Raw genomic sequence first — 13,074 nt, 5'->3', positions numbered from 1 at the left:
CTACGCGGCCGCGAAGGCCCGGTCGTAGCTCGCCATCACCGCGTCGCGGGCGTACGCCCGGGTGAAGTGGGACAGGGCCGCCTCGGAGTACTCGGCGTTTCGTGTCGCGTCGGTGAGCGAGAGCAGGTGACTGGCAAAGCTCTCCGGGGTCTCGCCGACCAGTAGTCCGGACCCGTCGCCGCTGTCGATGCCGTGCGCACCGATGGGCGTGGAGACCACGGGTAGGGCGTGGCCGAGCGCTTCGATCACCTTCAACTTGATCCCGGAGCCGAAACGCAGGTGGTTGACCATCGCTGTGGCGGAGCCCAGTGCTTCCCCGAGGTCCGGGACGAATCCCTCGAAGAAGACCGAGTCGCCGTGCGCTGCTGCGGCCTCCGTCAGCCCGTCCCTCGGCGAGCGGCCGATGATCCGGAGCCGTGCTCTGGGCTCGGCGGCGAGGACCAGCGGCCACACGACGCCGAGGAACGAACGTAGCCCGTCGTCATTGTGCGGGAGCGAAAGCTGTCCCAGGAACACGTAGGTGGGGTCTTCGGACGGCCGGCGAGGGCGCCTCGCCGGCTCACGGAGTAGGGGCGGGACCGACATTATCCGGTCGTCGCCCAGCCCCGTCCGGGCGCGTAGTGTGCGCGCCTCGGGTTCGCTGATGAGTAGAGCGCGGTCGAGTCGGTGGGGCATGCGGTCCTCGCCACGCCGGACCAGTCGTCGTTCCACGGCCAGCAGGGTCTGCCACCCGCGGCGGTGTCCGGCGATCGGGCGGAGCAGCGACGGTACGAACGCGGCGAAGTTCCCCAGCGGCGCGATGTCGATCTCGGGATACTGGGCGGCTGTCCGAAGCATGGTGGAGTACCGCTCGGAGAACAGGTCGTCGAGATAACAGATCTGCTGCGTCGCCCCCGTCTCCCCGGCGTACTGCGCCATACGGAGGGTGTCGTAGACGATCACGTCCGGCCGCAATCGTCCGAGAGCATGACGGATCTCGGCGCCGGTCCGAGGGGAGCGCAGGAGCGACTCCTGCAGACTGGCCCGCCCGGTGGTCGTGCGGGTGAGGACCTGCCACATCGCCTCGTGGGTCCGGGGACCCGACACCGTGGTCACGGCCGTGGGAAATGTATCCCCCATCGGGCCCACGTGGATGTAGTGCACGGAATCCGCCCCGTGGCGGTGCGCGAAATACTCCAGGAGTCCGGCGAGCACGACCTTCTTCCCCGCGTCCGATGGGTACGGGTTCACGGCGCTGACTATCGCGATCCGGCGTGACATTGTCGGGTAGCCCCCTGAGGTGGTCTGGGCCACCTCGGTTAAGACCGAGGTGAACATTCCCAGCTTCAGATAAGAGGCCTATCATGTCAACAGTGTGCCGAAAGCGCATCTGAATCTCTGGACCGCGAAGCTCAGGGAATCAATAGCTCTCCTACGCAGTTCGGAGGCCCCGTGCAGGACGGACCCTCAATCGCGACACCGGATACCGGCCGTCAGTCGGCGTGGAACTACATCGTCTTCACGCTCAGCAAGTCATCAGCATTGATCATGATGATCGTCCTGACCCGACTTCTCGAACCCGCCGAGTTCGGACTGTTCGCGTTCGCTCTACTCGTCGTCAATTTCTTCGACTACGTCAAGGACCTCGGGTTCGGTGCGTCGGTGGTGCAATCCCGCCGGCCCTGGGCCGAGATCGCCCCAACCGGCTTGCTCGTCACCTCCTTGACCGGGGTGGCCGCGGCGGGAATCCTCTTGGTGGCCGCGCCCGCGTTGGCCGACGTGGCGGCCCGACCGGAGCTCGCGTCGCCGGTACGGGGGCTGGCGGTGGCCCTGGTGATCTCGGCTCTCGGAGTCCTCCCCCAGTCCGCGCTCCGCAGGCGCCTGGACTTCCGGGGACGACTGATCCCGGAGGCAGGTGGTGCTGCCGTGAAGACCGCTACCGCGATCGTCCTGGCCTTCGCCGGTCAGGGCGTCTGGAGCCTGGTGTGCGCGCAGATCCTCGGGGTGTTCGTGACGACGGTGCTGTACTGGCGCGCCGGCGGCGCGGGGCTCAGGTTCGGGTTCGATCGCAGGGTGTTCGGCGAACTGCTCCGGTTCGGCCTGCCCGTCTCCATGGTGACGATCGTGGCGTATGGGATCTATAACGTCGACTACCTGGCGATCGGCGCCAGACTGGGGGACGGGACCCTGGGTCTCTACACCCTGGCCTACCGTGTGCCGGAGCTGCTCGTGCTCAATCTGTGCATCGTCGTCAGTGACGTGCTGTTCAGCGCGTTGTCCCGGCTCCAGGACGATTCTGAGGCGCTGGTCCGTCACTACCGGGACGCGGTCGCGTGGGTGATCGCGGTGGCCGCCCCGGTGGGTCTGGGACTGATGGTGGTCGCCGACCCGCTGATCCGGACACTGTATGGCGACCGGTATGCGGAGGCGGCGCCGATGCTGGCGCTGATCAGCCTGTTCGCCGTGGCCTACGCCACGTCCTTCCACACCGGTGATGTCTTCAAGGCCATCGGTCGACCCGGGATCCTCACCGCACTGAACGCCGGAAAACTAGTGGTGATGGTCGGTCCGGTGTGGTGGGCGGCCGGACACGGAGCGGTCGCGGTGGCCGCGGTGTTGGTGGCGGTCGAGCTGGTCAGCTCGGGTCTGCGACTGTGGGTGCTCACCCGGGTGACCGCGTCCCCGATGGGCACTCTCCTGGGTTCGATCCTGCGTCCGCTGGTCGCGGCTGCGGTGATGGCCGGCGTGGTGTGGCTGACGTCGCTCCTCACGGCCGGCCTCCATCCGGCAGTCGCCCTGTCGATCCTGGTTCCCGTCGGGTTGTCGGTGTACCCGATCGCGCTGCGGGTCACCGCCCCAGTTCTCTTCTCCACGGGTGTCGGCCTGGTCGGTCGGGCCCGTGCCGCCAGGCTCTGTCGCAAGAGCGCCGACCTCACAGGGAGCATGAGATGACCACACAGAGAAGACGAGGACGGATAGTCGCGGTCGCCGCCCTGATCGGTGCCCTCGCCGGCGCCGGGGCCGGGGCCGCACTGACCGGCGACTCCGCCCGCTACGAGTCCACAGCCACGGTCGCGATCGTCCCCGCCTCCGACCTCGCCGAAGACCTCGCGGCCGACTTCTGGCAGGTACTGAGCGAGGAGCAGGTGGTCCGGACCGCGGCCACCATCTACGGCAACGGCCAGTGGGCCGCCGACGCCGCGAGAGCACTCGGAGTGCCGGGGTCCGAGGTGGAGCTCTCGGCCACCGCTCTGGTGGACACCACGTTGGTGGAGGTCAGCGTGCAGTCCGGTTCGACCGGCACCGCCGACGCGGCCCTCGCGATGATTCTCGGTTCGGCGGGCACCTCGGCGACAGAGATCCTCCAACCGTTCGTGATCAGTCAGGCCTCCGTCCAGCCGGCGGCGACAGCACGTCCGGGCGCGACGATGCAGTTGCTCGGTGCGTCGGCCGTGGCCGGTGCTCTGGTGGGCGCCGGTGCGGGCCTGGTGCTGGCCGGTATCCGCCGACGGGACCGTGACGGCGTGGACCCTGCGCCCGGGAGTCCCGGGCCCCGGGGCCCTGAGCCCGTGAACCCCGGACTCGAGGTCGCCGACGTGGAGTACGCACACCCCGAGGGCACATACCCCGGGGATCCCATCGCGGGCCGCCACGCCGCGGGGACCGCTCCGGCCTCCGGTTGAGACCGCGATGACCATGACCGCTGCGTCGGACATCGTGCCGGCTCCCGCACCCGCGGGAGAAGGCGGCGAACCGCCCGGAGTCGGGACGCGGCTCTCCGCCGGCCCCGCTTCCCACACTGCCGCCGGTTTCGGGATGGCTACGGCAGGTCTCGCGCTCCTCGTCGCACTCGTGCCACTGCGCCTACCGGCGGAGCTGGCGGTGGCGGCGGGCATCCTCGCCGGCCTGCTGACCTGGTGTGCGATTGTCCGGCCTGTGGCCATGCTGGTGCTGTCGGTGGCTGCAGAGGTGGTCAACCTGCCCGGTGTCGCGGCGGGGCTGGGTGTCCCGGGCGTGTTCCAAGCGCTGTTGATTCTGGCTGCGGTTGCGCTCGTCACCGTCCTTCGCCGGGAGCAGGCACGGCAGAGGATCGGACACCACTCCTGGCTGTGTACAGCGCTCCTGCTGGTCTATCTGGCTACCCAGACGTCGAGCATCATGGTGACCTCCGACCTCGCGGCCACCGTCACGGCGGTCGACCAGCGCGCCGTCGACTGTCTCTTCCTCATCATTCTCCTGATGCTCGCCGTGGCCACGGACAGTGGTTGGCGGGTGGCCGGCGCCGTCGTCGTCCCGCTCGCGCTCCTCTCGGCCGTCTCGGTGATCAACCTCGTCATGTTGGACGGCGCGTCGGACATGATGGGATTCTCGGTGGTCACCCAGGCCTCGGGCGAGCTGACGACCACGGTGAGATTCGGTGGTCCCCTCCCTGACTCCAATTTCTGGGGCCGGCACCTCGCGTTGGGACTTCCGCTGGCGGTGGCGCTGGCGCTGCGTGCGGTCCGGGAACGACGCCGGGTGGCAGCTGCCCTGTGGTTCGCCGCGGTGGCGGTGTTACCGGTCGGGATGTATCTCACCCAGTCGCGCGGGACCTACCTCGCGGCAGTCGTGGGGATCGTCTTCTTTCTCCTGTTGGCCGACCGGACGGTCCGCCTGCGGGGACTCTGGCTCATCCCGGCCGCGGCCGGCCTCGCCCTGCTGCCCGGTGTCGGCGACCGCTTTCTCGCCCTGGTGGAGGACTTGAGCTCGGATGGCGCCACCGCGGGGGTGGACCCGTCGGTTCTCGGTCGGTCCGCCGCGCAGGAGATCGCGTGGCAGATGTTCGCCGAGCGGCCGCTGACCGGCTTCGGGGTCGGCAGCTACGCGGGGCTCGTGCAGGAGTACGCAGGCCGCGTGAAGACGGCTGTGGCCGACCCCACCGATGCAACCCACAACCTCTACGCCGAACTCGCCGCTGAGACCGGAGTCATCGGGTTGATCGGCTGGGTGGTGCTGGTCGTGGGTCTCAGTGGGTTGGTCCTGCGCTGGCTTCTCGCCACCCGTGACGTCGCGCAGCGGCGCCTCGCAGCCGCCGTCCTCGGCGGTCTCGTCGCCTGGTCGGCAGCGAGCGTGTTCCTCCACCTGGCCTACTTCCGAACCTTCGGTCTTCTCGTGGTGCTCGCGGCGGTGATCTGTTCCCAGAGGGAACCGGATCCGCGGCCCATCGACGGGCGAGGACTTGTCCGCTCACTTTCCCTGATGGTGCCGGTCGTGGTGCTCGCGGCTCTCGTCGCCGCTGGAACCTCGACGGCGCTCAGCCGAGACGAGGTGCGGGTGTCCGCGCAGCTGGTGGCGGTACCCAGCGGAACGCCCGACGCGTTGTCGGCCTGGCCGATGGACGTCCGGTCGCGGCAGACCATCATGCCGACCCTCGCCGCGCTCTTCGACTCTGGGGTCCCGGACACCAGGTACATCGGCGACCCGGTGCGCGGGGTGGTGACGGTGCACGTCACCGCGACAGATCCCGCGGCCGTCCGCGCGATGCTCCGCGCCGCGGAGATCGCCGCACGGGATCGTCTCGAGGAGTTCGGGATGACCTCGAGTTTCCGCGTGGTGATGCTCGGCACCCCGGACATCACGCAGGGTCGTGACCACACGCCGGCGGCGCTCATGGCGGGCGCGGCTGCCGGGGTGGGCGTCCTGATCCTGGGCTGGGGCGTTCAGCGGCGGAGGGCCGGCCGACCACGGGGACGCGCAGCGGAGCCCCCGCACTCGAACTACCCACTCACAACGAGGAGCACTCCATGACGGCACGACGGATCGTCCTGGTCGAGTTCTCGCCCTCCGGTGGCCTGTTCCACTTCGGCGTGCGCCTGGGAACGTCGCTGGCCGAGCGCGGCGAGAAGGTGTTTCTTCTGACCGGGCCGGATCCGGAGATACGACAGACCGTTCCCGGGATGGAGATCCGGGCTGTTCTACCCACCTGGCATCCGGCGACGGCGTCCCCGACGTCCCCGGCGCTCCGGGTACTCCGGCGCGGGACTCGGGCGTTGCGGCTGGTCGCGGCATGGTGTGTGTTGACCGCTCAGCTCGTGCGAATGCGACCCGACGTGGTGCTGTGGTCGAACTGGCGGTTCCTCTTCGAGCCTCTCTTCGTGGTGGCCATCACGTGGCTGCTCCCCCGAACCGCCGTGGGGATCATCGCGCATGAACCGCTCCCGCGCTCGGACGCCCGGGATACGAGCACTCCCAGGACCGGCCGGCTGCTTCTGGCGGCATTCGCCGCCGCGTGGCGCCGGATGGATGTCGCCTACGTGCTGGGGGAGAACGCCAGACAGGTGGTGCTGGACAACTGGGAACCCCGGGGGGAGGTGGTGGTGATCCCGCACGGGCCGGTCTCGGTATTCGGCGACTTCGACCGCGCGGCGTCCGCCGCCCTGACCGACCGTACGGTCCTGTTCTTCGGCACCTGGACCCGCTACAAGGGGATCGAACCACTCCTGCACGCGTTCAGTGAGGTGCGGAGGTCCGTCCCCGAGGCCCGGCTGGTCCTCGCCGGGGCGGTGAGCGCGGACCTCGACGAGGGTGCGGTCACCGCGCTCGCCCGCACGGTCGGCAACGTCGACCTGCGGCCCGGGTACGTGGACGCCGCCGACGTACCGGAGCTGATCCGCGGCTCGCGGATGGTGGTGACCCCGTACCTGCGAGCCAGCCAGAGCGGCGTGATCCATCTGGCGTTCAGTCACGGCCGCCCGGTGGTGACCACCGGGGTCGGTGATCTCGCCGATGCGGTCAACGACGGCGAGACCGGCCTGGTGGTACCTCCGGGGGACGTGCCAGCGCTCGCCGGGGCGATCACCCGACTGCTCCTGGATCCGTCGCTGGCAGGGCGTCTGGGAACCCGCGGTCACGAAGGCCTGGCCGGCACCGGGGAGGAAGCGGCCCGACGGGTGTCGGATTCCCTCGACCGGTGCCGTACGGGGCCGGGGGACAACCGATGACGGCCGGTCCGGGAAACGCGATGCGGTTCGTCCTGCCCGCGATGCTCGTAGTCGTGCTGGCTCTGGTCCTCGTGGTAGGTGTGCGCGTGGTGGCCGGGCCCGGCACGGAGCTGCCGGCGCAAGCGGAGTACCGCGCTACCGCGGCGGTGCCCTTCCGCCCCGACAGCCCGTTCCGGACGCCCGTGCCGATTGGCGCGGAGATCGACCCGGCCAGTCCGGCGGTCACCGCACACCTGGTCGGCGAGGGCCGGGTGTACGCGTCACTCGTGGAGTTCGGCATCCCGATCTACACCGCCGACGAGCAGACACCCCGGGATGAGGTGATCTGCCTCCAGGCGCAGTGGGGTCCCTGTCCGTTCGCCCACAGGCAGACGCCGATCCCCGACGGTGCACGCCCGCATGCCGGGTCCGACGGGGCGATGGTCGTGGTGGATGAGCAAGCGCAGCTGTCCTACGAGTTCTGGCAGGTCAAACGTGTGGGCGGACGCTGGATGACGTCCTTCGGTGCGGTCAACCCGCTCAACGGCAGTGGCTGGGGCGGGGCCGCCACGGGCTCGGGTGCCTCTCGGCTGGCGGGTGTGGTGCGAACGGACGAGATCCGACGGGGCGTGATCGACCACGCGCTGGCCCTGCAGTCGAACAATGCTTGCGCCGGGTCGTTCCGGGCGCCGGCGATCAAGACGGACGGCCGGTCGGATCGCCCGGACTGCGTCCCGGAAGGGTCCAGGATCAGGTTGGACCCGACACTTGACCTCGATGTCCTCGACCTGCCCCCCGCGCAGCTCGCGATCGCCCGCGCGTTCCAGCTGTACGGGGGATATGTGGTCGACGTGGGTGGAGCGCCGCTGAGTATCAGCTTCGAACTGGCGCCGGATGCGGAGGGCACCTACCCGGGCGAGGTGTACCGACAATCCGACCTGCGTTGGGACTACGACGGGCTCGCGGGCATCCCGTGGGACCGGCTCCAGCTGCTCACAGGAGAGAGCCGATGAGAATCCTCGTGTTGATCGACGGTTTCCGACTGGGTGGGGCGGAGACGCTGCTCATCCCGTTCACCGCGGCCGCCCAGGAGGCCTGCATCGCGGTGGACCTGGTGAGCGTGGCACCGATGGCGGACGCGGCCCCAGGGGTGCTCGACCAGTACGAACTCGCCGGACTGACGGTGAACTCCCTGGAGATCGTTCGTCTGCTCCAACCGGGTGCCGTCCTGCAGTTGGTCCGGTACATCCGCCAGGGCAGACACGACGTGGTGCACGCGCACCTGGCCACGGCCATCACGCTCGCTGTGCCGGCCGCTCGACTGGCCCGGCGGCCGGTGGTGACCAGTTTCCACACCTTGGCCCCCCGGTACGAGGGCCGCGCCCGGGTTCGGGAACGTCTGGCCGTCCTCGCCGCCACCCGGTCGGATGCTGTGCTGTTCGCCTCTCGCGCCTCGCTCGATTCATACGCCGAGCTCCACTACTCCGGCGTGGCCCCTACGAACTGGCGAGTGGTCCACAACGGGATCGATGTCGCCGGCTTCCGTCCGGGGCCGGCCGACGCCGGCGTGCGCGGGGAGCTCACCGGCGGCCGGGATGGGTTCCTGGCCGTGTTGCCCGCCGCGTTCCGGGAACAGAAGGGCATCACGCACGCGATCTCGGCGTGGAGCCGGGTGGTCGAGGTTCACCCGGAAGCGCTGCTGGCGCTGGTGGGTGGCGGTGACGAGGAGCCGGTACTGCGGGAGGCGGTCCGCGAACACGGGCTCGAGGGCTCGGTGGTGTTCACCGGCGTCCGCACCGACATGGCGGCGGTGTACCGCGCCGCGGACGCCGTTCTTCTCCCGTCACTGGTGGAGAACCTGCCGACCGTGCTCATCGAGGCCGGTTCGGCGGGGCGTCCCGTGGTGGCGACAACGGTGGGCGGCATCCCCGAGATCGTGCTCGACGGCGTCACAGGGCTGCTGTGCCCGCCCGCCGACCCTGCTGCGATGGCCGAGCGGATCCTACGCCTGGTCGACGACCCGGAACTGCGCGCCGCAATGGGCTCGCAGGCCACGTCCCGGATCCGGGAGGAGTTCTCCGCCGACGCGTGGGTCAACCGCCTCGGCGAGATCTACCGGGAGGTATCGCGATGAACCCGGCACGTATCGACTACCTGGTGTCACGGTTCCCGCGCACCTCGGAGACGTTCATCGTGCGTGAGATCGACGCTCTCGCCCGCAATGGCACCTCGATCGGCACCATCCGTTCGCTCTTCCCCTCCCCGGACACCACGGTGCACCCGGTAGCCGCCCGCTGGGTCGACCGGGTGTGGCGGCCGGGGAGCCGGGAGGCCGGGGCCGGTCTCGTCTGGGCGCTCCGTGCCCACCCCGCCCGGTTCGCCCGTCTGTTGGCCGAGGTCACCAAGGACTTCCACCGTTCACCGGGGATGCTCCTGCGGGCGCTCGCGACACTCGTGGTGGCCACTGCGCACGCCCGGCAGCTCTCGCGGGCCCCTGACGTGCACCTGCACGCGCACTACGCCACCTTCCCCCTGCTGGCGGCGTGGGTCTGCCACCGCCTCACCGGCGTGACCTACAGCGTCACCACCCACGCGCACGACATCTACGTGGACACCTCGGGTCTGTCCCGCCGCTGCGCGGAGGCGGAGTTCGTGGTGGCCATCTCCCGGCACAACAGAGAGCTGCTCCGCGGCCGGCTCGGGGTCGCGGTCCCGGTCGAACTGGTGCACTGTGGCATCAACACGGCGGGGTATCCCTTTCGGCCCCGTCGGCTTCCCTCGACGGGCCCGATCCGTGCGCTCTGCGTGGCGTCGCTGCAGGAGTACAAGGGACATCGGTTCCTCCTCGAGGCCTTGGCGGCGGGCGGTCCGGCCGTGCAGCGAGTCGAGCTGGAGCTGATCGGTGACGGTCCGCTCCGCGCCGACCTGACCGCCCGCGCGGACGAGCTGGGGATCTCGGACCGCGTCCGGTTCCGGGGCGCCCTCCCGGAGTCGGAGGTGGCTGCGGCGCTCGAGGCCGCCGACCTGTTCGTCCTCCCCAGTGTGGTGGCTGCCGACGGCCAGATGGAGGGACTCCCGGTGGCGCTCATGGAGTCCCTGGCGAGCGGGGTCCCCACCGTGTCGACCCGACTGTCCGGCATCGGCGAGATCGTGGTGGACGGGGAGACCGGCCTGCTGTGCGGTCCCGGCGACGCCCCGGACCTCGCCCGCGCGATCGAGCAGATGGCGGCCGATCCCGCCGCGGTCGAACGCATGAGCAGAGCCGGCCGCGAGCTGGTGCGCGCACAGTTCGAGCTGGACGCCAGCGTGGCCGACCTCTCGCGACTGTTCACGCGGGCGGCGCGACCTGCGGGACGGACGTCGCCGCCACCGCCCTCACCGTCGTTCGGGCTGCCCCCGTGGGCCGGACGCGCGAGAGTGGCCACGACGACGGTGCTCCGCCCGTGGCTCGTGTACGCCGTCGCCGTCGTCGGCCACTACCTGGGCGTCGACGCCGTGATCCGGCGTGGGGGAGGCCCCGGCCTGGTCCTTCTCATGTTCCACCGTTTCAGCGACGTCCCGGATCCGCACCCGATCACCGTCCGCCCCGCGACCTTTCGGCAGCTGGCCGCGTGGTGCCGCGCCCGGGGCGCCCTGGTGGATCTGGACACCGGGCTCCGAGCGTTGGACGAGCGCCGGGCGGGGGTGCGGTACGCGATCACGGTCGACGACGGCTACCGCGACAACCTCGAGGCGCTCGCGTCCCTCGGGTTGCCGGTGCCGGCCACGCTGTACGTGGCCACCGGCCACATCGGCCGGGACACGTTGTGGCCGTACGCGCTGTCCGACGCGGTCGCGCACAGCCCCCACCGGTCGGTGGAGCTGGAACTCCTCGGGCCGGGAACGGTGTGCCTGGATTCGCCGGTCCGGCGGCAGGAGGTGCTGGAACGGCTGGTGGCGGCGCTCAAGACCGTGCCATATGCGGAGTTCGCGGACACCCTGTCGGAGGTCATGGCCGGCCTGGGTTCCACCGTGCCCCCGCGCACCGGCGACATGCTGGACTGGGATGAGGTGCGCCGGCTGAGCGGCTGGGGCGTGGACATCGGCGCGCACACCGTCCACCACCCGATCCTCGCGAACGCCGACGACCGTGCGGCCACCTCGGAGATCCTCGGCTCGCGGGACCACCTCGCAGCTGAGCTGGGCGCCGCGCCGCGCCACTTCGCCTACCCCAACGGCGGGCCGGGTGACTTCCTCGACCGTGACGTCTCCACGGTCGTCGACGCGGGGTTCTCCAGCGCGGTGACAACCAGCGAGGGAGTCAACCGCGCCACCACCGACAGATTCCGGTTACTGCGCGTGAACGTCCACGAGGGACGGTTCCGAGCTCCTAGCGGCCGACTGTCTCGCGCGCTGTTCTTCAGCGAGACGAGCGGACTCGTCGCATGGGTGCGCAACAGGGAGGCGCGCGAGAGGGCGGTGCGCGACAGGGCGGCGCGACGGGGCTCATCCGGACAGACCACGTCGAGTTGAGCAGGGTGCACAGCGACTGCGGAGGCTCGTGACCCGTTCTCGTACCATGTGTACGCACGCCGACCGTGGACGTGACGGGTGTCACAAACGCCCATAGCGTGGCGCGGGCATTCCTGGCCCGGGTCGGCCGAGGTCGTGACTGACAGCTACAGCTCTAGGAGAAGACATGGGAACGCCGGACGCACTCGCCGAGCCCCACGGCCACAGCGGAGGTGCCGTCGACGCGGCGGTTCCGACCGACCCGGCCGCGCGGCGCCGCATCATCCTGGCCTCGCTCATCGGTACGACCATCGAGTTCTACGACTTCTACGTCTTCGCCACCGCCGCGGTGTCGGTGTTCCCGTTGCTGTTCTTCTACGGCGGCGACTCCGGCACCGCGCTCCTGGCGTCCATGGCAACTTTCGGTACCGCGTTCATCGCCCGCCCGGTGGGGTCGATCGTCTTCGGCCACTTCGGGGACCGACTGGGGCGCAAGGTCACCCTGGTCGGGGCGCTGCTCACCATGGGCATCGCCACGTTCCTGATCGGCCTGCTGCCGACCATCCACCAGGTCGGGCTCTGGGCGCCGGCGATGCTGACGATCCTGCGCTTCTTCCAGGGGATCGGGCTGGGTGGCGAGTGGTCGGGTGCAGCGCTCCTCGCCGCCGAGACGGCGCAACCGGGCAAGCGCGCGTTCGCGGCGATGTGGCCCCAGCTCGGAGCCCCGTTCGGGTTCATCCTGGCCAACGGTGTCTTCCTGCTCCTGACCACCTGGTTCGCGTATGACTCCACGGCCAGCGAGTTGTCGGATCCGTTCCTGGTGTGGGGCTGGCGACTGCCGTTCCTGCTCTCGATCGTGATGGTGGCGGTGGGCCTGTACGTCCGGCTCCGCATCGAGGAGACGCCGGTCTTCGCCAGCGCTATCGCGAACGACCAGCGCGTCAAGGCCCCGGTGTCGGAGGTGTTCCGCAAGAACTGGCGGGAGATCATCCTCGGCACGTTCATCATGCTGGCCACCTACGGCCTGTTCTACCTGATGACCACGTGGATCCTGTCCTTCGCGATCGGCGGCGAGGGCACCGGCGGGTTGGGCTACGGCTACCGTTCCTTCCTGATCCTCCAGGTGCTCGCGATCATCCTGTTCGCGGTGTTCGTACCGGTCGCGGGCCTCCTGGCTGACAGGTTCGGGCGGAGGCGGATGCTCATCAGCGTCACCGCCGCGATCATCGTCTTCGGATTGTCCTTCGGCTGGTGGCTCGATCCCGCGAAGATCGGCACCGGTGAGGACCTGGACGTGGTCAGGATGCTGCTGTTCCTGTGCGTCGGGATGATCCTGATGGGTCTGACCTTCGGTCCGATGTCCGCGGTCCTGCCCGAGCTGTTCCCCACCAACACGCGGTATACGGGATCGGGTGTGGCGTACAACTTCTCCGCGATCCTGGGCGCAGCGCTCACGCCGTTCGTCGCCGTGTGGCTGGTGCAGAACTTCTCGGTGGCCTACGTGGGGTACTACCTGGTGGGTCTGGGTGTGTTGACCATCGTCTCCCTGGTCCTGGCTCCGGAGACCAGCAAGACCTCGCTCTACACCTAGCTCGACCACCCGTCTCGATCATGTCGAGCAGGTGCGACACCACGGGGGTGCCCC

The 13,074-nt window shown here is 69.7% G+C and carries 9 protein-coding genes; 8 read left to right on the top strand and 1 reads right to left on the bottom strand.

The genetic code is table 11. The features are described from left to right. Positions 1-1,230, bottom strand: a complete 1,230-nt coding sequence (locus tag R4P08_RS01790; protein WP_317812035.1) for a glycosyltransferase family 4 protein — start codon at positions 1,228-1,230, stop codon at positions 1-3. Between the two features lie 201 nt (positions 1,231-1,431). On the opposite strand from R4P08_RS01790, the gene R4P08_RS01785 reads away from it, so the two are divergent. The 8 genes from R4P08_RS01785 to R4P08_RS01750 all read left to right on the top strand — a co-directional run bounded on the left by R4P08_RS01785 (position 1,432) and on the right by R4P08_RS01750 (position 13,020). Then, entirely contained in the window at positions 1,432-2,931 is a 1,500-nt protein-coding gene (locus tag R4P08_RS01785) for an oligosaccharide flippase family protein (RefSeq protein WP_317812034.1), read from the top strand. After that, entirely contained in the window at positions 2,928-3,662 is a 735-nt protein-coding gene (locus R4P08_RS01780) for a hypothetical protein (protein ID WP_317812033.1), read from the top strand. The genes R4P08_RS01785 and R4P08_RS01780 overlap by 4 nt, the downstream gene beginning before the upstream one ends. Before the next feature lie 133 nt (positions 3,663-3,795). Next, positions 3,796-5,766 carry an O-antigen ligase family protein gene (locus R4P08_RS01775; RefSeq protein WP_317812032.1) on the top strand — a complete coding sequence of 657 codons (1,971 nt, stop codon included), beginning with the start codon at positions 3,796-3,798 and terminating at the stop codon, positions 5,764-5,766. Next, positions 5,763-6,959, top strand: coding sequence for a glycosyltransferase family 4 protein (locus R4P08_RS01770; RefSeq protein ID WP_317812031.1), 1,197 nt, complete (start codon positions 5,763-5,765; stop codon positions 6,957-6,959). The genes R4P08_RS01775 and R4P08_RS01770 overlap by 4 nt, the downstream gene beginning before the upstream one ends. Continuing rightward, positions 6,956-7,951, top strand: a complete 996-nt coding sequence (locus R4P08_RS01765) for a hypothetical protein (RefSeq protein ID WP_317812030.1) — start codon at positions 6,956-6,958, stop codon at positions 7,949-7,951. The genes R4P08_RS01770 and R4P08_RS01765 overlap by 4 nt, the downstream gene beginning before the upstream one ends. After that, positions 7,948-9,072 (top strand): glycosyltransferase, encoded by a 1,125-nt coding sequence (locus tag R4P08_RS01760; protein ID WP_317812029.1) that lies wholly within the window; start codon positions 7,948-7,950, stop codon positions 9,070-9,072. The genes R4P08_RS01765 and R4P08_RS01760 overlap by 4 nt, the downstream gene beginning before the upstream one ends. Further along, positions 9,069-11,450 (top strand): glycosyltransferase, encoded by a 2,382-nt coding sequence (locus R4P08_RS01755; protein WP_317812028.1) that lies wholly within the window; start codon positions 9,069-9,071, stop codon positions 11,448-11,450. Before R4P08_RS01760 ends, R4P08_RS01755 begins: the two co-directional genes overlap by 4 nt. A 166-nt stretch (positions 11,451-11,616) precedes the next feature. Beyond that, positions 11,617-13,020, top strand: a complete 1,404-nt coding sequence (locus R4P08_RS01750) for an MFS transporter (RefSeq protein WP_317812027.1) — start codon at positions 11,617-11,619, stop codon at positions 13,018-13,020. Positions 13,021-13,074: the final 54 nt, after the last annotated feature.

This window comes from Rhodococcus sp. IEGM 1408 (assembly GCF_033142235.1).
Lineage (GTDB): Bacteria > Actinomycetota > Actinomycetes > Mycobacteriales > Mycobacteriaceae > Dietzia.
The sequence above is the reverse complement of the archived record's forward strand: the minus strand, read 5'-3'. Positions and strand labels throughout refer to the sequence as shown.

Excerpts from the sequence above, each read along its gene's own strand:
- R4P08_RS01780 (WP_317812033.1), top strand. The coding sequence starts at position 2,928 with ATGACCACACAGAGAAGACGAGGACGGATAGTCGCGGTCGCCGCCCTG.
- R4P08_RS01775 (WP_317812032.1), top strand. The coding sequence starts at position 3,796 with ATGGCTACGGCAGGTCTCGCGCTCCTCGTCGCACTCGTGCCACTGCGC.
- R4P08_RS01770 (WP_317812031.1), top strand. The coding sequence starts at position 5,763 with ATGACGGCACGACGGATCGTCCTGGTCGAGTTCTCGCCCTCCGGTGGC.
- R4P08_RS01765 (WP_317812030.1), top strand. The coding sequence starts at position 6,956 with ATGACGGCCGGTCCGGGAAACGCGATGCGGTTCGTCCTGCCCGCGATG.
- R4P08_RS01760 (WP_317812029.1), top strand. The coding sequence starts at position 7,948 with ATGAGAATCCTCGTGTTGATCGACGGTTTCCGACTGGGTGGGGCGGAG.
- R4P08_RS01755 (WP_317812028.1), top strand. The coding sequence starts at position 9,069 with ATGAACCCGGCACGTATCGACTACCTGGTGTCACGGTTCCCGCGCACC.
- R4P08_RS01750 (WP_317812027.1), top strand. The coding sequence starts at position 11,617 with ATGGGAACGCCGGACGCACTCGCCGAGCCCCACGGCCACAGCGGAGGT.